This window comes from Streptomyces longhuiensis, from assembly GCF_020616555.1.
Lineage (GTDB): Bacteria > Actinomycetota > Actinomycetes > Streptomycetales > Streptomycetaceae > Streptomyces > Streptomyces longhuiensis.
Map to the genome: position 1 here is coordinate 4,929,877 of NZ_CP085173.1, position 25,144 is coordinate 4,955,020.

Annotated in this window: 21 protein-coding genes; 10 read left to right on the forward strand and 11 right to left on the reverse strand. The window is 70.2% G+C overall.

Annotated features, from left to right (window positions below):
• Nucleotides 1–64: 64 nt before the first annotated feature.
• Nucleotides 65–1,342 (forward strand): serine--tRNA ligase, encoded by a 1,278-nt coding sequence (gene serS / locus LGI35_RS22870; RefSeq protein WP_227295942.1) that lies wholly within the window; start codon nucleotides 65–67, stop codon nucleotides 1,340–1,342.
• Complete coding sequence (locus LGI35_RS22875) at nucleotides 1,339–2,163, forward strand: HAD family hydrolase (RefSeq protein ID WP_227295944.1); 825 nt, start codon at nucleotides 1,339–1,341, stop codon at nucleotides 2,161–2,163. The genes serS and LGI35_RS22875 overlap by 4 nt, the downstream gene beginning before the upstream one ends.
• A gap of 326 nt (nucleotides 2,164–2,489) precedes the next feature.
• Here the strand turns inward: LGI35_RS22875 and LGI35_RS22880 are convergent, their stop codons facing one another.
• The 5 genes from LGI35_RS22880 to LGI35_RS22900 form a co-directional block, all read right to left on the reverse strand.
• Nucleotides 2,490–2,714: an SGM_3592 family protein gene (locus LGI35_RS22880; RefSeq protein ID WP_116512137.1), complete on the reverse strand. Its 225-nt coding sequence runs from the start codon at nucleotides 2,712–2,714 to the stop codon at nucleotides 2,490–2,492.
• Between the two features lie 114 nt (nucleotides 2,715–2,828).
• On the reverse strand, nucleotides 2,829–3,548 hold the full coding sequence (locus LGI35_RS22885) for an ABC transporter permease (protein ID WP_100597167.1): 720 nt from the start codon (nucleotides 3,546–3,548) through the stop codon (nucleotides 2,829–2,831).
• Between the two features lie 9 nt (nucleotides 3,549–3,557).
• The gene (locus LGI35_RS22890) at nucleotides 3,558–4,469 is read right to left on the reverse strand and encodes an ABC transporter ATP-binding protein (RefSeq protein ID WP_227295946.1); all 912 of its coding nucleotides are present in this window, start codon (nucleotides 4,467–4,469) and stop codon (nucleotides 3,558–3,560) included.
• Nucleotides 4,466–5,371, reverse strand: coding sequence for an ABC transporter permease (locus LGI35_RS22895; RefSeq protein WP_227295948.1), 906 nt, complete (start codon nucleotides 5,369–5,371; stop codon nucleotides 4,466–4,468). The genes LGI35_RS22890 and LGI35_RS22895 overlap by 4 nt, the downstream gene beginning before the upstream one ends.
• Nucleotides 5,361–6,326 carry an ABC transporter ATP-binding protein gene (locus LGI35_RS22900; RefSeq protein WP_116512133.1) on the reverse strand — a complete coding sequence of 322 codons (966 nt, stop codon included), beginning with the start codon at nucleotides 6,324–6,326 and terminating at the stop codon, nucleotides 5,361–5,363. Before LGI35_RS22900 ends, LGI35_RS22895 begins: the two co-directional genes overlap by 11 nt.
• Nucleotides 6,327–6,569: 243 nt before the next feature.
• Here LGI35_RS22900 and LGI35_RS22905 point away from each other — a divergent pair, with 243 nt between their 5' ends.
• From LGI35_RS22905 to LGI35_RS22935, 7 genes are all read left to right on the forward strand, one after another.
• Nucleotides 6,570–7,412, forward strand: coding sequence for a M24 family metallopeptidase (locus LGI35_RS22905; protein WP_227295950.1), 843 nt, complete (start codon nucleotides 6,570–6,572; stop codon nucleotides 7,410–7,412).
• Nucleotides 7,412–9,193, forward strand: a complete 1,782-nt coding sequence (locus LGI35_RS22910; protein ID WP_227295952.1) for an SDR family oxidoreductase — start codon at nucleotides 7,412–7,414, stop codon at nucleotides 9,191–9,193. Before LGI35_RS22905 ends, LGI35_RS22910 begins: the two co-directional genes overlap by 1 nt.
• Nucleotides 9,190–10,113 carry a metal-dependent hydrolase gene (locus tag LGI35_RS22915; RefSeq protein ID WP_227295954.1) on the forward strand — a complete coding sequence of 308 codons (924 nt, stop codon included), beginning with the start codon at nucleotides 9,190–9,192 and terminating at the stop codon, nucleotides 10,111–10,113. The genes LGI35_RS22910 and LGI35_RS22915 overlap by 4 nt, the downstream gene beginning before the upstream one ends.
• 100 nt (nucleotides 10,114–10,213) lie before the next feature.
• Nucleotides 10,214–11,164 (forward strand): MerR family transcriptional regulator, encoded by a 951-nt coding sequence (locus LGI35_RS22920; RefSeq protein WP_227295956.1) that lies wholly within the window; start codon nucleotides 10,214–10,216, stop codon nucleotides 11,162–11,164.
• 115 nt (nucleotides 11,165–11,279) lie between these two features.
• On the forward strand, nucleotides 11,280–11,822 hold the full coding sequence (locus tag LGI35_RS22925; RefSeq protein ID WP_227295958.1) for an RNA 2'-phosphotransferase: 543 nt from the start codon (nucleotides 11,280–11,282) through the stop codon (nucleotides 11,820–11,822).
• Between the two features lie 85 nt (nucleotides 11,823–11,907).
• Nucleotides 11,908–12,846, forward strand: a complete 939-nt coding sequence (locus tag LGI35_RS22930; RefSeq protein ID WP_227295960.1) for an LLM class flavin-dependent oxidoreductase — start codon at nucleotides 11,908–11,910, stop codon at nucleotides 12,844–12,846.
• 87 nt (nucleotides 12,847–12,933) lie between these two features.
• On the forward strand, nucleotides 12,934–13,854 hold the full coding sequence (locus LGI35_RS22935) for an HAD-IIB family hydrolase (protein WP_227295962.1): 921 nt from the start codon (nucleotides 12,934–12,936) through the stop codon (nucleotides 13,852–13,854).
• A gap of 57 nt (nucleotides 13,855–13,911) precedes the next feature.
• On the opposite strand, the gene LGI35_RS22940 is transcribed toward LGI35_RS22935, so the two are convergent.
• The 6 genes from LGI35_RS22940 to hisC form a co-directional block, all read right to left on the reverse strand.
• Entirely contained in the window at nucleotides 13,912–14,049 is a 138-nt protein-coding gene (locus LGI35_RS22940) for a hypothetical protein (protein ID WP_227295964.1), read from the reverse strand.
• Nucleotides 14,050–14,151: 102 nt separating this feature from the next.
• Nucleotides 14,152–15,897, reverse strand: a complete 1,746-nt coding sequence (locus LGI35_RS22945) for a sensor histidine kinase (protein ID WP_227295966.1) — start codon at nucleotides 15,895–15,897, stop codon at nucleotides 14,152–14,154.
• A 144-nt stretch (nucleotides 15,898–16,041) separates the two neighbouring features.
• Nucleotides 16,042–19,536, reverse strand: a complete 3,495-nt coding sequence (gene cydD, locus LGI35_RS22950; RefSeq protein WP_227295968.1) for a thiol reductant ABC exporter subunit CydD — start codon at nucleotides 19,534–19,536, stop codon at nucleotides 16,042–16,044.
• A gap of 27 nt (nucleotides 19,537–19,563) precedes the next feature.
• On the reverse strand, nucleotides 19,564–20,568 hold the full coding sequence (cydB, locus tag LGI35_RS22955; protein ID WP_227295970.1) for a cytochrome d ubiquinol oxidase subunit II: 1,005 nt from the start codon (nucleotides 20,566–20,568) through the stop codon (nucleotides 19,564–19,566).
• Nucleotides 20,569–20,588: 20 nt separating this feature from the next.
• On the reverse strand, nucleotides 20,589–22,121 hold the full coding sequence (locus LGI35_RS22960) for a cytochrome ubiquinol oxidase subunit I (protein ID WP_227300449.1): 1,533 nt from the start codon (nucleotides 22,119–22,121) through the stop codon (nucleotides 20,589–20,591).
• A 215-nt stretch (nucleotides 22,122–22,336) separates the two neighbouring features.
• Complete coding sequence (gene hisC, locus LGI35_RS22965; protein ID WP_227295971.1) at nucleotides 22,337–23,416, reverse strand: histidinol-phosphate transaminase; 1,080 nt, start codon at nucleotides 23,414–23,416, stop codon at nucleotides 22,337–22,339.
• A gap of 412 nt (nucleotides 23,417–23,828) precedes the next feature.
• Between hisC and LGI35_RS22970 the strand changes: the two genes are divergently transcribed.
• Nucleotides 23,829–24,941, forward strand: coding sequence for a LacI family DNA-binding transcriptional regulator (locus LGI35_RS22970; protein ID WP_227295973.1), 1,113 nt, complete (start codon nucleotides 23,829–23,831; stop codon nucleotides 24,939–24,941).
• Nucleotides 24,942–25,144: the final 203 nt, after the last annotated feature.

The window sequence follows — 25,144 nt, forward strand, 5'->3', positions numbered from 1 at the left end:
GTCATAAGGTAACGCACGGGATATCGGTTCGTGCGGTGGAAGCGTGCACCGGTAGCCTTGAGGGGTGATTGACCTTCGCCTGCTCCGTGAGGACCCCGACCGTGTTCGCGCCTCCCAGCGCGCCCGTGGAGAGGACGTCGCACTCGTCGACGCCCTGCTCTCCGCCGACGAGCGGCGCAGGTCGTCCGGGCTCCGCTTCGACGAGCTCCGTTCCGAGCAGAAGTCGCTCGGCAAGCTGATCCCCAAGGCCTCCGCCGACGAGCGGCAGGAGCTCCTGAAGAAGACCGGCGAGCTCTCCGCCGCCGTCAAGAGCGCCGAGGCCGAGCAGCGCGAGGCCGAAGAGGAGACCCAGCGCCTCGCCCTCCTGCTGGGCAACATCGTGCACACGGACGTCCCGGTCGGTGGCGAGGAGGACTTCGTCGTCCTCGAGACGCACGGCACGATCCGTGACTTCGGCGCCGAGGGCTTCGAGCCCAAGGACCACCTGGAGCTCGGCGAGGCGCTCGGCGCCATCGACGTCGAGCGCGGCGCCAAGGTGTCGGGCTCGCGCTTCTACTACCTGACGGGCGTCGGCGCGCTCCTCGAACTGGCCCTGGTGAACGCGGCGATCGCGCAGGCCACCGAGGCCGGCTTCATCCCGATGCTGACGCCCGCCCTCGTGCGCCCGCGCGCCATGGAGGGCACGGGCTTCCTCGGCCAGGCCGCGGAGAACGTGTACCACCTGGAGAAGGACGACTACTACCTGGTCGGTACCTCCGAGGTCGCGCTCGCCGGGTACCACATGGACGAGATCCTCGACGCGGACAAGCTGCCGCTGCGTTACGCCGGCTTCTCGCCGTGCTTCCGCCGCGAGGCCGGTACGTACGGCAAGGACACCCGGGGCATCTTCCGCGTGCACCAGTTCGACAAGGTCGAGATGTTCTCGTACGTCGCTCCCGAGGACGCCGAGGCCGAGCACAAGCGGCTTCTGGAGTGGGAGAAGCAGTGGCTGACCGGCCTCGAACTGCCCTTCCAGGTCATCGATGTGGCGACGGGCGACCTCGGTTCCTCGGCCTCGCGCAAGTTCGACTGCGAGGCGTGGATCCCGACGCAGGGCAAGTACCGCGAGCTGACCTCGGCGTCGAACTGTGACGGCTTCCAGGCCCGCCGCCTGTCCATCCGGATGCGCGACGGCAAGAAAGTACAGCCGCTGTCGACGCTGAACGGCACGCTGTGCGCGGTGCCGCGCACCATCGTGGCCATCCTGGAGAATCACCAGCAGGCCGACGGCTCCGTGAGGGTGCCCGAGGTGCTGCGTCCGTACTTGGGGGGCCGAAAGATCCTGGAGCCGATCAACAAGTGAGCCACCCTGCTCCGCTCGTTCACCCGTTCCCGTACAAACTCGTCGCGACCGATCTCGACGGGACGCTTCTGCGGCCCGACGACACGGTCTCCGAGCGGACGCGTGAGGCGCTCACCGCGGTCACCGCGGCGGGCGCCGCCCACATCATCGTGACCGGGCGGGCCGTGCCCTGGACCCGGCACATCCTCGACGACCTCGGCTACGAGGGCCTCGCGGTGTGCGGGCAGGGCGCGCAGGTCTATCACGCGGGCGAGCACCGGCTGCTGACGTCGGTGACGCTCGACCGGCAGCTGGCCGGTCTCGCCCTCTCCAAGATCGAGGCGGAGACCGGGCCGCTGGCCCTGGCCGCGAGCCGTGACGGCCTCGAGGGCGAGGTCATCGTGGGGCCCGGCTACCAGGTACAGGAAGGCCCCCTGCCGGTCATCCCGTTCACGGATGTCACCGAGCTCTGGAAAGCACCGCTGAACAAGGTGTACGTGCAGCACCCCGGCATGACCGACGACGAGCTGGCCGCCGTGGCGCTGGCCGTGGCCGGTGATCTGGTGGGCGTCACCATGGCGGGCGAGGGCATAGTCGAGCTGCTGCCGCTGGGTCTGTCCAAGGCGACCGGTCTCTCGCTCGCCGCGCGCCGGCTGGGCGCGAAGGCGGCCGACACGATCGCTTTCGGCGACATGCCCAACGACATCCCGATGTTCGGCTGGGCGGCGCACGGCGTGGCGATGGCCAACGCCCACGCGGAGCTCAAGGCCGTCGCGGACGAGGTCACGACGTCGAACGCGGACGACGGCATCGCGGTGGTCCTGGAACGCCTGCTGGGCTGACGGCCTGCCGTCGCCGCGGCCGTCCGCGGCTGCCGTTCCCCTGAGGGGAGCGGCAGCGAAAAGTCTGGGTGGGCGGCCCGCGCACCCAGCAGGTGCGCGCTCGAAGCGGCCGCCCCGGGCAGCCTCCCCGTGAGCCGGCTCGTACGGAGTGAGTAACTACTCCGGAGCCTGCCGTGGGCTGCCCTGCCGGGAGCTCGACGGAATCTTGACCGACATCGTCTCGCTCCTCTCCCAGCGGGCGGGCGCCGTGCGCGGCGCGGTTACAGAACTACTGTGCCCTTGCTGGGAGTTGGGCGCCACCGAATAAAACGGGGACCGGCGCGCGGCTAGCGCCTGCGCCACTTGCGGCGTCGGGCGCGGCTGAAGAACCAGCCCGCGGGGGGCTTGTCGGAGCGCCACGGCTGGGGCTCGGGGGACTCGTTCCGCCAGCGGGCGGCGAGCATGCGGGCCCGCGCGGACGGCTCCGTGGTCTCGGCGGACCGTATGAAGTCCTCGTCGAAGGTCACGTCCTCCCACGTCTCGTCCCGCTCGTACTCCGGATCCGCCGCCATCTCCACTCCTCCTGGAACGGGTCACCTTCCTGGAGGACGGTTCGCCCTCCTGGAAAACAGGTCACCCTCCCGACCAGTGTCCTGATGGGAGGGTGAAGCCGCTGTCAAGAGCCGTCACTCCTCGCCGGCGAGCTTCAGCGTGCGCAGCTTCTGGCCCGCGTACCAGGTGGCGAGCACCGTGACCCCGGCGAGCAGGACAGTGGCGAGGGGCAGGCCGACGTCCGAGGTGATCAGGTCGCCGCCCGCCACCTTGTGGGCCACGGCGAGGGACCACTGCTGCACGCTGAGGGTGCGCGCACCGGCCACGAGCGACCCGAAGAGCGCCTCCCAGACCAAGGCGTAGACGAGGCCGAAGACCACCGCGTGGCGCGTGATCGTGCCGAGGAGCAGGAAGAGCGCGGCGTACGCGATGGAGGCGACGAGCGCCGCGATCGTATAGGCGACGGCGATCTGCTGCCCGTTCCCGTTCAGGATCAGGCCCGCGATGAGCGTGGGGACCGCGGAGAACACCATCGTCACGGCGATGGCGACGATCAGCTTGGTGAAGATGATCGTCGGGCGCTTGATCGGCTTCGCGAGGAGGTAGACGACGGAGCCGTCGTCGATCTCCGGGCCGATCGCGCCCGTGCCCGCGATGACGCCGATGATCGGCACCATCGTGGCGAGCGCGAACCCGCCCAGGACGTCGGCGGCGATCTGGTCGTCCGCTCCGGTGAGGCCGCGCACGAGCGCGGAGATCGCGATGAGCAGGACGGGCAGGGCACACAGGATGAGGGCCCGGCGGCGGCCGAGCAGGGCTCGGTAGGTGAGCCGGGCGACAGTGGGGTCGTACATCAGGGCCTCCTACGCCGCGACCAGATACGAGAACACGGACTCGAGGGACTCGTCGGACGGCGAGACCGTGAGCAGTCTGATGCCGTGGGCCTTGGCGACCTGGGGCAGCAGGGTGGTGAACCGGCCGAAGTCGACGGCCTGGACGCGCAACGCGCCCTCCTTGAGGTCGACTTCGATGCCCGCGGTGGACGGGTCCGCGATCAGGGCGGCCGCGAGGGCGCGGTCGTCGCTGGAGCGGATGAGATAGCGGTGCGGGCGGTCGGTCATCAGGCGGCGGATCTTGCGGAAGTCACCGCCGGCCGCGTGGCGCCCGGCGACGATCACCTCGATGTGGGAGGCGAGCTGCTCGACCTCTTCGAGGATGTGGGACGAGAAGAGGACCGTGCGGCCCTCGGCGCCCATGCGGCGCAGGAGGTCCATGAGCTGCATGCGCTGGCGCGGGTCCATGCCGTTGAACGGCTCGTCGAGCAGCAGCACGGAGGGCTCGTGGACCAGGGCGGACGCCATCTTCACGCGCTGACGCATGCCCTTGGAGTACGTCGAGATCTTGCGGTCCTGCGCGTACTCCATCTCGACCGTGGCGAGCGCCCTCTGCGCCTCGTGCGTGCCGAGGCCCTGCAACTCGGCGTTGGCGACGACGAATTCGCGGCCGGTGAGGAAGTCGTACATCGCCTCCCGCTCGGGGACGATGCCGATGTGGCGGTAGACCTGTTCGTTGCGCCAGATCGGCTCCCCGTCAAGGGTGACCGTTCCGTTCGACGGGGCGAGGAAGCCGCCCATCATGTTGATGAGGGTGGACTTTCCCGCGCCGTTCGGGCCGAGGAGGCCGGTGACGCCGGGGGAGATCGTCATCGTGATGTCGTTGACCGCCACCACGTTGCCGAACCAGCGCGATACGTGGTCGATGTTGATCGTGGTCACAGTCCGACCTTCCGGTAGCGGCGCATCAGGAGGCCGTAGCAGCCCGCGATGAGTCCGAGCACGACGAGCAGATAGACGACGCCCTGGCCGGTCGAAGGGCCGTGTCCGCCGGGGAAGGCCGAGGTGGCGCCGAGGAAGGCGGTCTGCACGCCGTCGATGAGGGTGACCGGCGAGAAGAGGCCGAGCCACGTGATCGCGCCGCCGTTGTCCTGCGAGTCGGCGATGGCCTGGACGGTGGAGACCGCCCCGTAGGAGATGGTCATGACGGCGATGACGGCGGCGATGCCGAAGCCGCGGCGGGGGGTGACCGCCGAGACGACGAGGCCGATGCCGGCGAAGAGCAGCGAGAGCAGAGCCACGGAGACCAGTCCCTGGGCGAATCCCTTGGTCTGTTCGGCGAAGTCGAGCTTGGCGAGCAGCGCGCCCACGTAGAGCACGATCAGCGGGGCCGCCGTGAGCGCGAAGAGGGCGGAGGTCATGGCCGCGAACTTCGCCAGGACGTAGTCACCGCGCTCGATGGGGCGGGAGAAGTACAGGGGGACCGTCTTGAAGCGCAGGTCGCGCGAGACGGACTGGGGTGCCTGGGAGGCGAGATAGAGACCGATGACGGCCTGCAGGAGGACCGCGTAGCGCGTGTAGTCGACCGGCAGGTCCTTCATCTTGGTGGTGACGGCCACCGCGACCATGATCAGCGCGGGGACGCACATCACGACGAAGAGCAGCATCGGCAGCACTTTGGACTTGGCCGAGCGGCCGAGGCCGTAGGCGCCGCGCAGGCTCTGGGAGAAGAGCGAGCGGCGGGCGTAGGCGCGGCCGAGGCGCGGGCCGTCGTAGTGGCGGTAGCCGATGTTGTGGATGCGGGTCTGCTCACCGGCGGGGGTGAGGGACTGCTCAACCGCCATGGGTGACCGCCTCCTTCCGCTCGTTGTCCGTCTCTGAGCGGAAGACCTCCGCGATGTGGTGCCTGCGCTGTTCCATCCGGATCAGCCCGAGGCCGAGCTCGGCGACGATGTCGCGCACGAGGTCGTAGGTGTCGTCGCTCTGGGTGGTGATCAGCACCGTGTGTCCGGCGCCGGGAAGCTCTCCGCCGGTCGCGGTCTCGATGCCGCGCAGAGCGAAGGCGTCGCGCAACGCGCGCGTGCCGTCCGGGTGTTCGTCGGAGTCGGTGACCTCGATCGCCAGAGTCGTCGTGGTCTGGGTGAAGTCCGTGGTGGAACTGGAGCGCAGGAGCTTTCCGCCGTCGACCACGACGACGTGGTCACAGGTGCGCTCGAGCTCGCCCAGGAGGTGCGAGGTGACGAGGACCGAGATGCCGAAGTCGGTGTGGACGCGGCGGATCAGGTCGAGCATGTCGTCACGGCCGACCGGGTCGAGACCGTTCGTCGGTTCGTCGAGAAAGACGAGCTGCGGGTCGTGGACAAGGGCCTGCGCGAGCTTCACGCGCTGCTTCATGCCCGTCGAGTAGCCGCCGATGGGGCGGTAGCGCTCTTCGTAGAGGCCGACGTGGCGCAGGGTGTCGGCGGTGCGCTCGCGGGCCGCGGTGGGCGGCAGGCCCGACATGCGCGCCATGTGGACGACGAACTCGGTGGCCGAGACGTCGGGCGGCAGGCAGTCGTGTTCCGGCATGTAGCCGACGCGTTCGCGGATGGCGGCGCCTTCGGTGGCCACGTCGAGGCCGAGCACGGCGGCACGACCCTCCGTGGCGGGGGACAGACCCAGAAGGATCTTGATCAGTGTGGACTTGCCGGCTCCATTGGCTCCGACGAGTCCCGTCACACCGGGCCCGATGTCCATGGAGAGCCGGTCAAGCGCGGTCACCCGGGGGAACCGCTTGCTCAGGCTTTCGGTCGCGATCACAGTCACACCTCGAAGGTAGTGGCGCAGACCACACGGATCGTCAGACCAGGGGCTTGTCCCCGTCTCAGACTCGAGTACTACGGGTCCCTAGGGGTTCCTCCCTGAGTCGCCCTCCGTGAGCTCCCGGAGTTTTCCACAGGCGCGCCCGCACACCCCTTGACGCAGCCGCCAACCATTGTCACATTCATCAGTGTCAAGTTACGAGCGCGTACGGCAACGGACCGGACACGGACGGACGGTGGCATGACCCCAGCAGTGGTACGTGAACTCTCCGCGGAGCTGCGGGGGTTCAGAGAAGTCCAGTCCCTCGCGTACGAGTGCGCGGAGGCGGTCGCGGCGCAGCTCAAGCCGGGCGTGACGGAGCGCGAGGCCGCCCGGATGCAGCGGGAGTGGCTGCGGGAGCGCGGGGTGCGCGACTGGTTCCATCTGCCGTTCGCCTGGTTCGGCGACCGCACGGCGTTCGCCGGCTTCCGGATCCCGCTCCAGTTCTTCCCGACGAACCGGAAGCTGGAGGCGGGGATGCCGTTCATCCTCGACATGGCCCCGGTCCACAAGGGCTACACGGCGGACATCGGCTACTCGGGCTCGCTCGGCCTCAATCCCGTGCAGGACAAGCTGCTCGCCGACCTCGAGGCACACCGCGAGCTGATCGTGCGCGAGGTCCGTGAGCGCCGTTCCCTGCGGGAGATCTACGAGGACGTGGACCGTCTCATGGTCCGCCAGGGCTATGCGAACCGGCATCGCGCGTACCCGTTCGGGGTGATCGCGCACAAGGTGGACCGGGTCAAGGAGCGCCGGATCTCCCCGACGCTGTTCGGCTTCGGCACGCAGTCCCTCAAGGGACTCGCGAGCGACGCGATCCACGGGCACCGGGACGGCTGGTCCCCGCTGTGGTCGCCGTACAAGTTCTCCGACCATCCGCCGCAGCCGGGCCTGTGGGCGGTGGAGCCGCACCTCGGTTTCCGGGGTACGGGCGCGAAGTTCGAGGAGATCCTGGTCGTCACCGACTCCAAGGACCCCGAGCAGAGCGCGTTCTGGCTGGACGACGATCTGCCGCATGTGCGGCGCTGGGCGGAGGGCATCTGATGGCGGAACTCAAGGGGCTGGCCGGAGCGCGGGAGCGCTGGGTGAGCACGGGCGGTGTCGAGCTGTGCGTGGCCGAGCTGGGCGACCCGACCCGGCCCACGGTGGTGCTCGTGCACGGGTACCCGGACTCCAAGGAGGTGTGGTCGGAGGTCGCCGAGCGGCTCGCGGACCGCTTCCATGTGGTCCTGTACGACGTGCGGGGCCACGGCAGGTCGACGGCGCCGACACCGCTGCGCGGCGGGTTCACGCTGGAGAAGCTGACGGACGACTTCCTCGCGGTCGCCGACGCGGTCAGCCCGGACGAGCCGGTCCATCTGGTCGGCCACGACTGGGGCTCGGTGCAGTCCTGGGAGTTCGCCACGGTCCGGCGCACCGAGGGCAGGATCGCCTCCTTCACCTCGATGTCGGGCCCGTCGCTCGACCACTTCGGACACTGGATCAAGAAGCGCATGGCACGGCCGACGCCCCGCAGGGTGGGCCAGTTGCTCGGCCAGGGCGCCAAGTCCTGGTACGTGTACATGCTGCACACTCCGGTGCTGCCCGAGCTCGCCTGGCGCGGGCCGCTCGGCAAGCGCTGGCCGAAGATCCTCGAACGTATGGAGAAGGTGCCGGCGGGCGACTACCCGACGCCGTCCCTGCCCTCGGACGCCGCCCACGGCGCCTGGCTCTACCGGGACAACGTACGGGCGCGGCTGAGCAGGCCACGCGCTGACGCGTACGCGCACGTGCCGGTGCAGCTCGTCCTGCCCCTCGGCGACATCTTCCTGTCCCAGCGGCTCTATGACGAACTGGAGCTGTGGGCACCGGGGTTGGTCCGGCGCACGCTGCCTGCCAAGCACTGGGTGCCGCGCACCAGGCCGGACCAACTGTCGGCGTGGATCAGCGAGTTCGTCCTGGCGAACGAGGAGCGGGAGGCCGGTGTGCCCGCACACCGCACGAAGGCGACGGGCAAGCACGCCGAGCGCTTCGGCGGCCAGCTCGTGCTGGTCACCGGCGCGGGCAGCGGCATCGGGCGGGCCACCGCCTTCGCGTTCGCCGAGGCCGGCGCGCGCGTGGTGGCCGTCGACCGGGACGCGGAGAGCGCGGCCCGCACCGCCGAGATGGCCCAGCTCATCGGCGCCCCCCAGGCATGGGCCGAGACCGTCGACGTCACCGACGAGCAGGCCATGGAGAAGCTCGCCGAGAAGGTCGCCGCCGAATACGGCATCGTCGACGTGCTGGTGAACAACGCGGGCATCGGCCTGTCCGGATCCTTCTTCGACACCACGCCGGAGGACTGGAAGAAGGTCCTCGACGTCAATCTGTGGGGCGTCATCCACGGCTGTCGCCTGTTCGGCAAGCAGATGGCCGAGCGCGGCCAGGGCGGCCACATCGTGAACACGGCGTCCGCCGCGGCGTTCCAGCCCTCCAAGGCGCTGCCCGCCTACAGCACGTCCAAGGCAGCCGTCCTCATGCTCAGCGAGTGCCTGCGCGCCGAGCTGGCGGGCCAGGGGATCGGTGTCTCCGCGATCTGTCCCGGCCTCGTTAACACGAACATCACGGCGACGGCCCGCTTCGCCGGGGTCGACGCCGAGGAGGAGAAGCGCCGCCAGAAGAAGTCCTCGCGCCTGTACGGGCTGCGCAACTACCCGCCGGAGAAGGTCGCCGACGCGATCCTGACCGCCGTCGTGCGCAATCAGGCGGTCGTCCCGGTCACGCCCGAGGCCCGCGGCGCCCACCTCATGTCCCGCTTCACGCCCAAGGCCCTGCGCGCCGTCGCACGACTGGAGCCGCCGTTGTGAGCACCGGGCACACGGACCCCACCGGGCACTACGCGATCACCCCGCGCCGCGTCTCCTTCGACTGGGAGACGACGCCGCTGCACTGGATACCGGACGAGCCCACCGCGACGCACGTCATCAATGTGCTGCACCTGCTGCTCCCGGCGGGGGAGCGGTGGTTCGTGAAGGTGTTCAAGGATGGCCTGCCGCTCGTCGACGATCCCGGACTGCTGGGAGACGTCAAGGGGTTCATGGGTCAGGAGGCCACGCACAGCGTGCAGCACGCGTACGTGCTCGACCATCTGGCCGCGCAGCGGCTCGACACAGGGGACTTCACGAAGTACGTCGACTTCCTCTTCGAGAAGCTCCTCGGTGAGCGGCCGCCTCTGGGCGCCCCGATCTCCGCCCAGGAGTGGCTGCGCTTCCGGCTCTCCGTCGTCGCGGCGATCGAGCAGTTCACCGCTGTCCTCGGGAACTGGGTGCTGCACGCCGAAGGGCTCGACACGGCCGGCACGGACGAGGTCATGCTCGACCTGCTGCGCTGGCACGGCGCGGAGGAGGTCGAGCACCGCGCGGTCGCGTTCGACATGTACCAGCACTGCGGCGGCGAAGGCCTGCCCCGCTACGCCCGCCGGCTCGCGGGCATGGCCGTCACCGCACCCGTGATGCTGTACCTGTGGGCCTGGGGCGCGGCGTATCTCATACGGCACGACCCGCAGCTCGCCGGACGGATGCGCTACTCCCTGGCGGAACACAACAGGGCGGTGCGCAAGGGACTGCTGCCCAGCTGGCGGGAGCTGGGTGCGGCGATACCCCGCTATCTGCGGCGGTCGTACCATCCCTCGCAGGAGGGGTCGCTGCGCAAGGCCGTCGAGTATCTGGCGCAGTCGCCCGCGGCCAGGACGGCGGCGGGCGCGATCGGCCGGACCGCTCTGTCCTAGGGACTTTCGTCCGGCCCGCCCGCGGTCGACGTCCGGACTCGGGTCGGCGCCGCCTCCCCACAGGCACGGCGGCCACAGGCACGGCAGAGGGATGTGAAGCGTGACGGAGCAGGCTGTGGCCGAGTACCGGATCGAGGACCTGGCGCACCGCAGCGGCGCCACGGTCCGCACCATCCGCGCCTACCAGGACCGCGGGCTGCTCCCCCGCCCCGAGCGCCGCGGCCGGGCCAATGTGTACGGGGACACGCATCTGGCCCGGCTGCGGCAGATCGCCGACCTCCTCGACCGCGGGTACACCCTGGCCTCGATCAAGGAGCTGCTCGAGGCGTGGGACGCGGGGCGCGGGCTCGGTGGTGTGCTCGGCCTGGTCGCGGAGGTGGACGGGCCGTGGACCGACGAGAAGGCCGACCGGATCTCACGCGCCGATCTCGCGGCACGGTTCGGAGGCAGCGAGGACGAGGCGGCCATCGCCGACGCGGTGGCACTCGGGATCCTGGAGCAGATCCCGGGACACGACGACGAGTTCCTGGTTCCGAGCCCCCAAGAGCTCGCCGTGGCAGCCGAGTTGCACGCGTCCGGCGTCCCACTGCCCGCGATCTCCGCTCATCTGAGGGAGTTGAGGGGGCAGATCGAGCACATCGCCACCCGCTTCCTGGAGTTCACGACCGAGCATGTCTTCGCGCGATACCTCGGCCCGTTGCCCCCGACGGACGCGGAAGCGGCCGAGGCGGCCTCGCTCGTACGCAGACTCCGTCCGCTCGCGCAGCAGTCGGTCGACGCCGAACTGGCTCGCGCCATGAAGCTGTTCGCCACTCGCCACCTCCACCGGCACCTGTCGGAGGGGCCGGTCACCTCGCATGCGGAGGAAGCCCATTCGGTTGCCCTTCCGGCCGACACGATCCGCGCTGTACAGAGCCTCGTTGGCGTCGAGAGCGTCGCCGAGTTCATCGCGGCGGCGACGGAACGGGAAGTGCAAGCAAGGGCATTGGACACTCTTACCTCAAACTATCGCAATTCCACTTCTGTTGATCAAATGCCGCCAACCTCTTGAAGGTTGTCCACAGAATCGCCAAATCCCCTGTGGATAACCGGACTTGGCTGTGGATCAAACCTGCGAACAGAAAAATCACGTGCACGAGGAGTGAGACGCCCGCCACTCTGACGGGATGGATGAAAGACGCACCGTCAAGGTGTCGAAGTACCTCTCGAAGCATCTGCGTCACCAGCCCGAGCGGATCGGCCTGACCCTCGACGAGGGCGGCTGGGTCGAGATCGGGACGCTGCTCGCCGCGGCCGCCGCCCACGGCTTCCGCATCACGCGGGACGAGCTCGACCATGTCGTCGCCGCCAACGACAAGCGGCGCTTCGCGATCGAGGGCTCCCGGATCCGCGCCAGCCAGGGCCACACCGTGGACGTCGACCTCGGACTGCCCCCGGCGACCCCGCCCGCGTACCTCTACCACGGCACCGTCGCCGCGGCCCTGGACGCGATCCGCGCCGAGGGCCTGCGGCCCATGAGCCGGCACGATGTCCATCTCTCGCCCGACCGCGAGACCGCCACCCGCGTCGGCGCCCGCCGCGGCCGCCCCGTCGTACTGTCCGTCGACGCGGGAGCGATGCACCGGGACGGCCACACGTTCCGCGTCAGCGCCAACGGCGTCTGGCTCACGGAGGCCGTTCCACCCCACTACCTGCGGTTTCCCGGCTGAGAGCGACCGCACCCGCGAGACGCGGTCCCCCGCCCCGCCATCACCCCCGGCCCACACCCGGCGCGCGCCGCTTAGGCTCTGAGGCATGAGCGATCAGCCCCGTCAGCCCACGCCCGCCCTGCGCCTGAGCACCGTGATCCTGCCCTACCGCCGCTGGCACGAGGGCAGCCGAGCCGCGTGGCAGCGCGCCGAGGAGCTGGGCTTCCACACCGCGTACACCTACGATCACCTGGCCTGGCGGACATTCCGCGACGGCCCGTGGTTCGGCGCCGTGCCGACCCTGACCGCCGCCGCGTCCGTCACGGAGCGGATGCGCCTCGGCACCCTCGTCACCTCGCCGAACTTCCGGCACCCGGTCACGCTGGCCAAGGAACTGATCTCCCTCGACGACATCTCCGGTGGCCGGATCACCCTCGGCATCGGCGCGGGCGGCAACGGCTTTGACGCGACGACGCTCCTGAGGGCCGGCGAGGAGCCGTGGACCCCGCGCGAACGGGCCGACCACTTCGCCGAGTTCGTCCCGCTGCTCGACCGGCTGCTGAGCGAGGACTCGGTGACCTACGACGGTGAGTTCTACTCGGCCCAGGAGGCGCGGAACATCCCGGGCTGCGTGCAGCGGCCCCGGCTGCCCTTCGCGGTGGCCGCGACGGGACCGCGCGGACTGAAGCTGGCCGCTCGGCACGGGCAGGCGTGGGTGACGACGGGCGACCCGAAGCTCTTCGAGACGGGTACGCCCGAGGAGTCGATTCAAGCCATTCGCGGACAGGCCGCCAAGCTCGCCGACGCCTGCGCCGAGATCGGCCGGGACGCCGCCGAACTCGACAAGGTCCTCCTCACCGGGTTCACCCCGGACCGCAGCCGTCCGCTGGAGTCCGTGGACGCCTTCGTCGACTTCGCCGGCAAGCACGCCGCCCTGGGCATCACCGAGATCGTGATCCACTGGCCCATCCCCGACTCGGAGTTCGCCGCCGACCAGAAGGTCTTCGAAAGCATCGCCACGGAGGCCCTCGCCCAGCTCGGCTGAGGCCCCCGGCAACCCGGCGGAACCGGTGGGGCGCCTGCGCGAGGACCGTACTCATCTGCGCGCCCCACCGCACGCCCGTGCGCGCATATGCGGGACAATAGTGCGGTGACCTCACCGACTCCTCGGCCCTGGACCCCGGCCGCCAACGCCCCCGCGCCCCGGCTCGTCGCCACGGACCTGGACGGCACGCTGCTGCGCGACGACAAGTCCGTCTCGCCGCGGACGGTCGCCGCGCTCGCCGCCGCCGAGCAGGCGGGCATCGAGGTCTTCTTCGTGACCGGCAGACCGGCCCGCTGGATGGACGTCGTCAGCGACCACGTGCACGGCCACGGCCTGGCGATCTGCGGGAACGGCGCGGCCGTGGTGGACCTGCACGGCGGCCCCGGCCGCCACAGGTTCGTGAAGGTCAGGGACCTCGCCCCCGAGATCGCCCTCGACGTCGTACGCATCCTGCGCGCCGCAGCGCCCGGCACGGCCTTCGCCGTCGAACGGACCGGCGGCCTCCACCACGAGCCGACGTACCCACCGCTGCACCTGGAGGCGGGGGAGAGCGTCGCGGCCGCCGAGAAGCTCCTCGCCGACGGCTCGCCCTGCGCCGACCAGCCCGTGCTCAAGCTGCTCGCGTACCACGCGAACCTCGCCCCCGACGAGTTCCTCGCCCTCGCCCGCGCGGCCGTCGGCGACCTCGCGGCGATCACCCGCTCCAGCCCCAGCGCGCTCCTGGAGATCAGCGGCCCCGGCGTCTCCAAGGCCAGCACCCTCGCGCTGTGCTGCGCCGAGCGCGGCATCACGGCGGACGAGGTCGTCGCCTTCGGGGACATGCCCAACGACATGGAGATGCTCCGCTGGGCCGGCACCTCGTTCGCGATGGGCAACGCGCACCCGGACGTGCTCGCCGCCGCATCGGGCCACACGGTGCCGAACAACGAGGACGGCGTGGCCGCGGTCATCGAACAGATCCTGGCGGCGCGTCAGCCCACCGGGGACGGCGCGCCGGGCGACGCCTAGAAGCAGACTCCTGGAATCGGTGGAAGAAACGGTCCTCCACGCGCGGGTCCGGACCGCTCATGGGTCCGGACCGCACATGCGCCAGGAGTGCGCCGCGCTCTGGTCGGCGGCCGGCCTGCGTTCGGCCCTGCGGCCCTTGGCGACGGCGCCGTTCACGGCCGGATCGGCCTGCCACACGGTGCGCTGACCTCGCATCAGTTCCTCGCGGCCTCCTCGTAGAACCGCGCGACCTCGGAACTGGTCGCTGCCCCCTCGGCTCCTCAGCCCCGTGACCCGGCGCCGTACCGGGTCGCGCCCTCAGTGCGGCGCCTGCCAGACCACCGCCGTACCGCCCCCGTCCTCGCCGATGCCCGGCCCGTACCAGCTGTCGCCGCCCAGGGACTCGGCCCGTCGCTTGAGGTTCTTGAGGCCGCTGCGCCGGCCGCCCTCCGGGATGCCGATGCCGTCGTCGGAGACCGTCAGCCGGACGCCGCGCTGCCCGTCGGGGAGCGTGACGTTCGCGTCGACGACCACGTCGATACGGGCGGCCTCCGCGTGCCGGAACGCGTTGGACAGCGCCTCGCGCAGGGCCGCGATGAGGTTCTTGCCGGTGAGTTCGCCGACCACGCTGTCGACGGCGCCGGCGAAGTGGTGCGTGGGCTTGAAGCCGAGCGGCACGGCCGCCATGTTGATCTCGCGCAGGACGCGTGTGCGCAGGCCCGAGGGCGCCTCGGCGGGCCCCTGCTGGAGCGCGAAGATGGCCGTGCGGATCTCCTGGATGGTGACGTCCAGTTCGTCGACGGCCTTGCCGATACCGACCTGCACCTCGGGCACGACGGACCTGCGCTGGGCGCTCTCCAGCATCATCCCGGTGGCGAACAGACGCTGGATGACGAGGTCGTGGAGATCGCGGGCGATCCGGTCGCGGTCCTCGTACACCGCGAGCCGCTCCCGGTCACGCTGCGCCTCCGCCATCATCAGCGCGAGTGCGGCCTGCGCGGCGAACTGGGTGGCGAGAGTGCGCTCCGCGTCGGTGAAGGGCCGGGCGCCACGCGCGCGTGGCGTCACGAGTGTGCCGAGGACACGGCCGTCGCTCTGGAGGGGCAGCATCATCGCGGGACCGTAGTCGCGCGCGAGATCGGTCAGTATGCGGGGGTCGGTGGACGCGTCGTCGACGAACACCGTCGCGCCGCGCAGGAGTTCGGCGACGATCTCGCTCTCGGCCGGGATGACCACGCCGAGGGCCTGCGACGGTTCGTCCGACGAGACGGCGACGATCTCCATGCCGCCCTCCTCGGCCGGCAGGAGGACGATGCCGGCCGCCGAGCCCGACAGGTGCCTGGCCTGTTCGGCGACGACCTGGAGGGCTTCCTCGGCGTCACTGCCGGACAGCAGGGCGGTCGTGACGGCCACGGACCCGTCGATCCACCGCTCGCGCTGCCTGGCGGCCTCGTACAGGCGCGCGTTGCCGATGGCGATGCCGGCCTCCGTGGCGAGGACGCGGACCATGTTCAGGTCGTATTCGTTGAACTCGACCCCGCCGTGCTTCTCCGTCAGATAGAGGTTGCCGAAGATCTCCCCCTGTACGCGGATGGGGACACCCAAAAAGGTCCGCATCGGCGGGTGGTGGGCCGGAAAGCCGCAGGAGCGGGGGTCGTCGGCCAGGTTCGCGAGGCGTACCGGGCCCGGGTCGTGGATGAGCGCCCCGAGGAGCCCGCGGTGGCCGTCGGGGAGCCGTCCGATGAGCTCCGCCTCCTCCACGTCGACTCCGTGGAAGACGAAGTCCGAGAGCGCCTTGCCGTCCTCGGAGACGACGCCGATCGCCGCGTAGCGGGCGTCGGCGAGTTCGGCAGCCGTCTCGCAGATGCGGTCGAGGGTGGTGTGCAGTTCCGGACCGGTGCCCACGGAGCGCATCGCTTCGAGCAGCTGCGGCACCCGCGCGGTCAGCTCGGCGGACAGTCCCTGGAGTCCGCGCGTCGCCTGCGTCGCCGCCTCCAGCGCGTCGGAGGAGTCCCGCTCGCCGTCGGACGGTGGGGTGGTGCCGGGCACCGGTGCAGCTGACATGCCTCGAGACTAGTTAGTCCCATTTGGAGAGGAAAGTCGGCGTCACGGGCCACTGCCCGGCCGCCAGGTACGCGTGGCTGCCCGGTGCGCGAGACCGACCCCTGCGCGTGGTCACCCGGACGCATGGCCACGCGGTGCGCGCAGCTACCCGGCCACCAACAGCTCCGCCTCCCGCTCGCGTTCCCGCAGCGCGCGCAACGGTCCGTCGACCGCCAGCAGATCCTCGTACCTGCCGCGCTGCACGACCCGTCCCGCGTCGAGGACGATCACCTCGTCCACGGCGTCGAGGCCGGCCATCCGGTGTGTGATCAGCAGCGTCGTGCGGCCCTCGGTCGCGGACAGGAGGTCCGCCGTGAGCGCGTCCGCCGTCGGCAGGTCGAGGTGCTCGGCGGGCTCGTCGAGTACGAGGACGGGGAAGTCGGCGAGCAGGGCGCGGGCCAGGGCGAGCCGCTGCCGCTGGCCCCCGGACAGGCGCGCGCCGTGTTCGCCGACGAGGGTGCCGAGCCCGTCGGGCAGCGAATCGGCCCACTCCAGGAGGCGTGCGGCGGCCAGGACTTCGCGCAGTTCGTCGTCGGTGGCGTCCTTCTTGGCGAGGAGCAGGTTCTCGCGCACGGAGCTGTCGAAAAGGTGCGCGTCCTGCGCGCACAGCCCGACGAGCCGCCGCACCGCATCCCCTTCGAGCCCGTACGCGTCCTGCCCGGCCAGGGTGTACGTGCCCTCGCCCGCGTCCAGGAACCGCAGCAGGACCTGGGCGAGCGTCGTCTTTCCGGATCCCGACGGGCCGACGACGGCGACCCTGCGGCCCCGCTCCAGCGTGAGATCGACCCCGTGGAGCGCGTCCCGGCCCTGCCCCTCGTGGCGCGCGGCGAGACCGCGCACGAGCAGAGGGAAGGGGTCCTGCGGCGCCTGCGCGGGCGACTCCGGTTCCCGTACGGGGTCCGGCGCGTCCAGGACCTCGTGGACACGTTCGGCGCTCTTCTTGACCCGCTGGCGGTACTGCACGGCGAGCGGGAGTCCCATGACGGCCTCGAACGCGGCCAGCGGCGTGAGGACGACGACCGCGAGCTGGACCCCGTCGAGGCGGCCCTCGCGCACTCCCTGCACCCCGGCGAGCGCGGCACCTGCCACGGTGAGACCGGTGATCAGCGCGGTGAGACCGTCGCCCAGCGCGGTGGCCGTGGCGGCGCGGGACGCGATCCGCGTCAGCACGGAGTCGGCGGCCTTCGCCTGCGCGGTGCGCGCGGGCAGCGCTCCCGCGACGGTCAGTTCGGCGGTGCCGGTGAGGAGTTCGGCCACGCGGGTGGCGAGCGTCCCGCGCGCGGGAGCCAGCCGGCGCTCGGCGCGGCGGGCGACAGTTCCGGAGAGCAGCGGCACGCCGATCCCCGCGAACAGCAGGCCCACGGCGAGCACGGCACCGGCGGCGGGCAGCATCCAGGCGGTGAACGCGACGGAGGCGGCACCGACCACCGCGGCGGCCGACGCGGGCAGCAGCCAGCGCAGCCAGTAGTCCTGGAGGGCGTCCACATCGGAGACGAGCCGGGAGAGCAGATCACCTCGGCGCGTCGCGCGCAGGCCCGCCGGGGCGAGCCGCTCCAGCCGCCGGTAGACGGCGACCCGGGTGTCCGCGAGCATCCGCAGCACGGCGTCGTGCGACACGACTCGCTCGCCGTATCGGAAGCAGGCTCGCCCGATCCCGAAGGCGCGGGTGGCCGTGACGGCCACCATCAGGTACATCACGGGCGGCTGCTGCGAGGCCCGCGAGATGAGCCACCCGGAGGTCGCCATGAGCCCGACGGCGCTGCCGAGTGCGAGCGCGCCGAGCAGCAGCGCGAGAGCAAGCCGCCCCCTCCGCGCCCGTGTGGCGCCTCGCAGCCGCGAGAGCACACTGCCCCGGCTCTCTCCGGACGGGGCCGATGCGTGACCGTCCTCTACCGAAACGGGCCGTTCGGCCGCCTGGACCGGCGGCACAGGACGTACCGCAGGCTCCCCCGCCATCGCAGGGGAACGCGGAGCGTCGAGACGCACCACCCGGTCGGCGACGGCCAGCAGCGCGGGACGGTGCACCACCAGAAGGACGGTCCGGCCGGCGGCGAGCCTGCGGACCGCATCGACGATCCCCGCCTCGGTCTCGCCGTCGAGCGCGGCCGTCGGCTCGTCCAGCAGCACCACGGGCCGGTCGGCGAGGAACGCCCGTGCCAGGGCGAGCCGTTGCCGCTGCCCGGCCGAGAGTCCGGCCCCGTCCTCGCCGAGCAGGGTGTCCGCGCCGTCGGGCAGCGCACGGACGAAGTCCTGGGCCCCCGCCTCGCGCAACGCCTCCTCGACCTCCGCGGGCGACGCGTCGGGCCGCGCGAGCCGCACGTTGTCCGCGATCGACCCGGCGTACAGCTGCGGTCGCTGAGGCACCCAGGCCACGCGCGCGTGCCACGCCTCCCGGTCGAGACCGGCCAGATCGGCGCCTCCGACCAGGACCCGCCCGGCCTGAGGACGGACGAATCCGAGCGCCGCGCTCAGCAGCGTCGACTTGCCCACGCCGCTCGGGCCGACGAGTGCCACCGTCTCACCGGGGGCGACCTCGAAGTCGGCCTCCGAGACGGCGTCCGCGGACCGGCCGGGATAGCGGACGGTCACTCCGTCGAAGGCGATTCCGGTGGCCGCGGGCACCGCGCCGGCACCGGACGGCGCCACCGGGGTCTCCAGGACGGCGAAGATCTCCTCCGCGGCGGCGAGTCCCTCGGCCGCCGCGTGGTACTGCGCGCCGACCTGACGCAGCGGCAGATAGGCCTCGGGCGCGAGGACGAGGATGACCAGCCCCACGTAGAGGTCCATGTCGCCGTGCACGAGCCGCATGCCGATGGTCACGGCCACCAGGGCGACCGACAGCGTCGACAGGAGTTCGAGGGCGAACGACGACAGGAAGGCGATGCGCAGGGTCCGCATCGTCGCCTGCCGGTACTCGCCGGTGATCCGGCGGATCGACTCGGCCTGCGCCTTGGCCCGGCCGAACACCTTCAGCGTCGGCAGGCCGGCGACCACATCCAGGAAGTGCCCCGAGAGCCGGGACAGGAGCTGCCACTGACGGTCCATGTGGGACTGGGTGGCCCAGCCGATGAGGATCATGAATACGGGGATCAGGGGCAAGGTGCAGACGATGATCGCCGCGGACACCCAGTCCTCGGTGACGATGCGCGCGAGCACCGCCACGGGCACCACCACCGCGAGGCCCAACTGCGGCAGATAACGCGAGAAGTAGTCGTCGAGCGCGTCCACGCCCCGCGTCGCGAGCGCCACCAGGGAACCGGTCCGCTGCCCACTGAGCCACCCCGGGCCCAGCCGGAAGGCGCGCTCCAGGAGCCGTCCGCGCAGTTCCGACTTGACCGCCGCGCTGGCCCGGTGAGCGGCCAGCTCGGTCAGCCAGGAGACCAGGCCCCGCCCGGCCGCCACCAGCGCCAGCAGCAAGAGCGGTGTGCGCAGGGCGGAGACATCAAGGCCGTGCTCGAAGGCCCCCACCACCACTTCGGAGATGAGCATCGCCTGAGCGATGACCAGGCCCGCCCCGGCCACGCCGAGGACCACCACCGCGATCAGGAAGAGGCGAGTGGCCCTGGCGTACCGGAGCAGACGCTGGTCGATCGGTTTCACGTGAAACACACCCTCGTCATCAGGGGCTCAGTGTGCGGCGTCGGCGATGTGCTGCGTGCCGATCCGCTTGCGGAACACCCAGTACGTCCACGACTGGTAGAGCAGCACGATGGGCGTCGCCACCGCCGCGCACCAGGTCATGATCTTCAGGGTGTAGGGGCTCGACGAGGCGTTGGTGACCGTGAGGCTCCAGTCCGGGTCGAGCGAAGACGGCATGACGTTCGGGAACAGCGTCAGGAAAAGCATCGCGACGGCTGCCGCGATCGTGATGCCGGACAGCGCGAACGACCAGCCCTCACGCCCCGCCTTGATGGCGACGATGGCGCCGGCGAGGGCGGCCACCGTGACGATCATCGCGATCAGCGACGAGCTGTCGCCCTTGTCGGCCTGGGTCCAGATCAGGAAGGCGAGCGCGAAGGCCGCAGCCAACAGACCGAGGCCCAGCGCCATCTTCCGCGCCCGCACCCGGATGTCGCCCACCGTCTTGAGCGAGGCGAACACCGCGCCGTGGAAGGTGAACAGCGTCAGCGTCACCAGACCGCCGAGGATCGCGTACGGGTTGAGCAGGTCCCAGAAGCTGCCCACGAACTCCTTGTGCGCGTCGATCTTCACGCCGCGCACGATGTTCCCGAAGGCCACGCCCCACAGCACGGCCGGGATCAGCGAGGTCCAGAAGATCGCGTGCTCCCAGTTGGTCTGCCACTTCTCCTCGGGCCGCTTCGCCCGGTACTCGAAGGCGACACCCCGCACGATCAGGCAGACCAGGATCATCAGGAGCGGCAGGTAGAAGCCCGAGAAAAGCGTCGCGTACCAGTCCGGGAAGGCGGCGAACGTCGCACCGCCGGCCGTGAGCAGCCACACCTCGTTGCCGTCCCAGACGGGTCCGATGGTGTTGATCAGGACGCGCCGCTCGGTGCGTCCGCGGGCGAGCACCTTGGTCAGGACCCCGATCCCGAAGTCGAATCCCTCCAGGAAGAAGTAGCCGATCCACAGGACCGCTATGAGTACGAACCAGACGTCGTGAAGTTCCATGCCTCAGCAGCTCCTCAGTCTCAGTACGAGAAGGCCATGGGCCGGTCGGCATCGGAAGCGTCACCGGAGTCCGCTCCGGATCCCGGGCCGCCGATCTTGGTGGGCGGGTTGAGGTCGGCCTCGGTGAGTTCGGGCGGTCCCTGCTTGATGTACTTGACCATCAGCTTCACCTCGATGACGGCGAGCGCGGCGTAGACCAGCGCGAACACGATCAGGGAGGTGAGCACCTCGCCCTGCGAGACGCCGGGGGAGACCGCGTCCCTGGTCCTGAGCACGCCGTAGACCACCCACGGCTGGCGCCCTGTCTCGGTGAAGATCCAGCCCCAGGAGATGCCGACGATCGGGAAGATCAGCGTCCACTGGGCCAGGCGCCACCACCAGATGCCCAGCTTCGGCATCAGCTCCTTGTTCTTGGTGAGCATCAGCTTCGGCACTTCGTCCTCGCCGGTGCGGTGCTCCGGCGCCAGCCAGAACCTGCGGCGGGTGAGCCACAGACCCGCCGTGCACAGGGCCATCGAGACCCCACCGAAGCCGATCATCCAGCGGTACGACCAGTAGGCGGTGGGGATGTTGGGGCGGTAGTCACCGGGCCCGAACTTCTTCTGCTCCGCCTTGTTGATGTCGTTGATCCCGGGGATCTCGGCGTTGAAGTCGTTCTTGGCGAGGAAGGACAGCACGCCCGGGACTTCGACGGCCACCGTGTTGTGGCCCTTGGAGACATCGCCGTACGCGAAGATCGAGAACGGCGCCGGCTTCTCCGTGTCCCACAGCGCCTCCGCGGCCGACATCTTCATCGGCTGCTGCTCGTACATCACCTTGCCGAGCGTGTCCGCGCTGACGACAGTGAGGAGCGTGCCGACCATGGCCGTCACCAGGCCGAGGCGCAGCGACATCCGCATGGTGCGGATGTGCTGCTTCTTGCGCAGGTGGAAGATCGCTATGCCGGTCATGAACGCGCCGCCCACCAGGATGGACGCGCTGATCACATGCCAGAAGTTGACGAGCACCGTCTCCTGGAAGAGCACGGCGGCGAAGTCGGTCAGCTCGGCGCGCTTGGTGCCGTCCCGCTCCACGATCCGGTAGCCGACCGGATGCTGCATGAACGAGTTGGCGGCCATGATGAAGTACGCCGACAGGATCGTGCCGATGGACACCAGCCAGATCGTGGCGCAGTGCAGCTTCTTCGGGAGCTTGTCCCAGCCGAAGATCCACAGACCGATGAAGGTCGACTCGAAGAAGAAGGCGATCAGCGCCTCGAAGGCGAGCGGAGCGCCGAAGATGTCGCCGACGAAGCGCGAGTAGTCCGACCAGTTCATGCCGAACTGGAACTCCTGCACGATGCCGGTCACGACACCCATGGCGATGTTGATCAGGAAGAGCTTGCCCCAGAACTTGGTCGCCCGGAGGTAGTGCTCCTTGCCCGTCCGCACCCAGGCCGTCTCGAGGATCGCCGTCAGCGCGGCGAGCGAGATGGTCAGGGGGACAAAAAGGAAGTGATAGACGGTCGTGATGCCGAACTGCCATCGCGCCAGAGTTTCCGGCGCCAGAGCCATCAACGTCGGGTCCACTGCGTCATCTCCTTAAGTCGCCGTGGTCCAGCGGCAATTTGCCCCTTTAATCCCACTGCTCTCCGGATCAACCGGGCACGCTTGTGAAAGCGTTCACATTCACAAGCATTATGTACTACCGGCTCAGGACAGCAGAAGGGGGGTCCCCCCTTACTCCGGGGAACCCCCACCGCGCTCCAGAGCGGCCGCAGCCGCCGGGCCTACAGCTCCTTGCGGAACGCCGCCGCCGTGTTCAGGAAGACGTCGTTGGCCTCGGCCTCGGCGATCGTGGCCCGCATGCCCTCGCCGGCGAACGGCCGCACGACCACACCGGCCTGCTCACACGCCGCGGCGAAGTCCGCCGTGCGCTCCCCCAGCCGCAGCCACACGAAGTTCGCGTGTGTCTCCGGCACCGTCCAGCCCTGCGCCCGCAGCGCCTCGACCACACGGTTGCGCTCACACACCAGCGAGCCGACCCGGCCCAGCAGCTCGTCCTCGGCCCGCAGCGAGGCGACCGCCGCGTCCTGCGCGAGCTGGCTCACGCCGAACGGCACCGCCGTCTTGCGCAGCGCGGCCGCCACCGGCTCATGGGCGATGGCGAAGCCGACCCGCAGGCCCGCGAGCCCGTACGCCTTGGAGAACGTCCGCAGGACGGCGACATTCGGACGGTCCCGGTAGATCTGGACGCCGTCCGGCACCTCGGCGTCACGGATGAACTCGCGGTACGCCTCGTCGAGCACGACCAGGACATCGCTCGGGACCCGGTCGAGGAACCGCTCGAGCTCGGCCCGGCGCACCACCGTTCCTGTCGGGTTGTTCGGGTTGCACACGAAGATCAGGCGCGTGCGGTCGGTGATCGCGTCGGCCATCGCGTCGAGGTCGTGGACCTCGCCGGACGTCAGCGGCACCTCCACCGCCTTGGCGCCGCTGATCTGCGTGATGATCGGGTACGCCTCGAAGGACCGCCAGGCGTACATGACCTCGTCACCGGGGCCACTGGTCGCCTGGAGCAGCTGCTGCGCGACCCCGACCGAGCCGGTGCCCGTGGCCAGGTGCGTGACCGGCACCGCGAATCGTTCCGCCAGCTCGTTCATCAGCCCGGTGCAGGCCATGTCCGGGTAGCGGTTGAAGGAACCGGCCGCCGCGACGGCACTCTCCATCACGCCGGGAAGCGGCGGATAGGGGTTCTCGTTCGAGGAAAGCTTGTACGCCACCGGCCCCCCGGCCGCGGCAGCCTTGCCCGGCTTGTAGGTGGGAATACCCTCCAGCTCGGCACGCAGCTTGGGGCTCGTCTCGCTCACCGCAGTCCTCCTCGCGACCACCATTTCAATACTGCTCACCTTAAGAGGATTCGCGGCAGACCCCAATGGCCCCGGGCCCCCGACATCCCGGGTGGTCCTCCGACACCACCCCTGACGACGGCCGCGGCCCTCCCGAAGGCGTACGGAGGAGGGGGAGCGCTCCCTTGCACGGCGCACGCCGGTAGCTCGCGCCGTGGCGCGCATCCCCCGTGAAGGTGAGTTGAGACCTACTCGCAACATCGCCGACTTGGCAGGCCCATGCGCGCCGACAAGTGACGTCCCAGCGTCGATACCCTCAACTTCCTTGATTTCCAAGGTCATTGACTCTGTCACGCCATGCAGAAACGTGCCTGTCAACGCGTGCATATGCACTCACGCCACCCCGCCACATGAGCCCTACTATCGGCTCGCCATGACAGCAGCAGGGAAGCACCAGGTGAGCAGGGCGGAGACCACCCGCCGGGGCACCCGGCAGGTGCGGGCGGGCATCAGAGACGTTGCCGCCGCCGCCGGGGTCTCCATCACGACTGTCTCCGATGCGCTCAACGGTAAGGGCCGGCTCCCGGACGCCACCCGACGCCATGTCCGCGAGGTCGCCGACCGGTTGGGCTATCGCCCCTCCGCGGCGGCCCGAACGCTCCGTACCGGAAAGTCGGGCCTCATCGGCCTGACCGTCACGACCTACGGGGATGAACCTTTCACCTTCACCGAATTCGCGTACTTCGCGGAAATGGCGAGAGCCGCCACCTCGGCGGCGCTCGCCCGCGGGTACGCCTTAGTCATCCTGCCCGCCACCTCACGCCACGACGTGTGGTCCAACGTCGCTCTCGACGGCACCGTCGTCATCGACCCGTCCGACCACGACCCGGTGGTCACCGAGCTGGTCCGCCAGGGCCTGCCCGTCGTCTCCGACGGGCGCCCCGCCGGCACGCTCCCCGTCACCGCCTGGGTCGACAACGACCACGAGGCCGCCGTCCTCGGCATCCTCGACCACCTCGCCGCCGCGGGGGCCCGCCGCATCGGACTGCTCACCGGCACGACCACGGACACGTACACCCATCTGTCCACCTCCGCGTACCTGCACTGGTGCGAGCGGATCGGACAGGAACCCGTGTACGAGTCTTATCCCGCGCACGACCCGTGCGCGGGGGCCGTCGCCGCCGACCGGCTCCTGGCCCGCCCCGACCGGCCCGACGCCGTGTACGGACTCTTCGACCCCAACGGCACGGACCTGCTCGCCGCCGCCCGCCGGTACGGCCTGCGCGTCCCCGAGGACCTGCTGCTCGTCTGCTGCAGCGAATCGACCGTCTACGCCACCACGGAACCGCCCATCACGACCCTCTCGCTCAAGCCGCGGCAGATCGGCACCGCGGTCGTCCAGCTCCTGATCGACGCCATCGAAGGGGTTGAATCGGACCGGACGGTCGAGCAGGTGATACCGACGGAACTCATCGTCCGGACCTCGTCCCAGCGCCGTCCGCCCCGCACGACGGTCAGCCCGCCCCGCTCCCCGGGACAGGGCTGAACGACGGCTTCCGGGTGGTCAACCCGAAGACCACCCGGAAAAGCCCGTACCAATTCGGGAGAAAAGCATGGTGAACAGCCGCTCGAATCCGATTCACCACCCCTGGTGCATCACACAGCGCGAGCCGCATTCCTATGATGGGCGCACGACACCGCGGGCCGCTGCGACCAGGCAGTCCGATCGGATGCAGAGGCGGCGCAATG

What these genes read in the sequence shown, in the direction of transcription:
- LGI35_RS22940 (WP_227295964.1), bottom strand. Translation starts at nt 14,049, where the DNA reads ATGCGAGGTCAGCGCACCGTGTGGCAGGCCGATCCGGCCGTGAACGGC.
- LGI35_RS22945 (WP_227295966.1), bottom strand. Translation starts at nt 15,897, where the DNA reads ATGTCAGCTGCACCGGTGCCCGGCACCACCCCACCGTCCGACGGCGAG.
- LGI35_RS22895 (WP_227295948.1), bottom strand. Translation starts at nt 5,371, where the DNA reads ATGGCGGTTGAGCAGTCCCTCACCCCCGCCGGTGAGCAGACCCGCATC.
- LGI35_RS22960 (WP_227300449.1), bottom strand. Translation starts at nt 22,121, where the DNA reads ATGGCTCTGGCGCCGGAAACTCTGGCGCGATGGCAGTTCGGCATCACG.
- LGI35_RS22925 (WP_227295958.1), top strand. Translation starts at nt 11,280, where the DNA reads ATGGATGAAAGACGCACCGTCAAGGTGTCGAAGTACCTCTCGAAGCAT.
- LGI35_RS22935 (WP_227295962.1), top strand. Translation starts at nt 12,934, where the DNA reads ATGCGGGACAATAGTGCGGTGACCTCACCGACTCCTCGGCCCTGGACC.
- LGI35_RS22885 (WP_100597167.1), bottom strand. Translation starts at nt 3,548, where the DNA reads ATGTACGACCCCACTGTCGCCCGGCTCACCTACCGAGCCCTGCTCGGC.
- LGI35_RS22880 (WP_116512137.1), bottom strand. Translation starts at nt 2,714, where the DNA reads ATGGCGGCGGATCCGGAGTACGAGCGGGACGAGACGTGGGAGGACGTG.
- LGI35_RS22970 (WP_227295973.1), top strand. Translation starts at nt 23,829, where the DNA reads ATGACAGCAGCAGGGAAGCACCAGGTGAGCAGGGCGGAGACCACCCGC.
- cydB (WP_227295970.1), bottom strand. Translation starts at nt 20,568, where the DNA reads ATGGAACTTCACGACGTCTGGTTCGTACTCATAGCGGTCCTGTGGATC.
- LGI35_RS22910 (WP_227295952.1), top strand. Translation starts at nt 7,412, where the DNA reads ATGGCGGAACTCAAGGGGCTGGCCGGAGCGCGGGAGCGCTGGGTGAGC.
- LGI35_RS22930 (WP_227295960.1), top strand. Translation starts at nt 11,908, where the DNA reads ATGAGCGATCAGCCCCGTCAGCCCACGCCCGCCCTGCGCCTGAGCACC.
- LGI35_RS22905 (WP_227295950.1), top strand. Translation starts at nt 6,570, where the DNA reads ATGACCCCAGCAGTGGTACGTGAACTCTCCGCGGAGCTGCGGGGGTTC.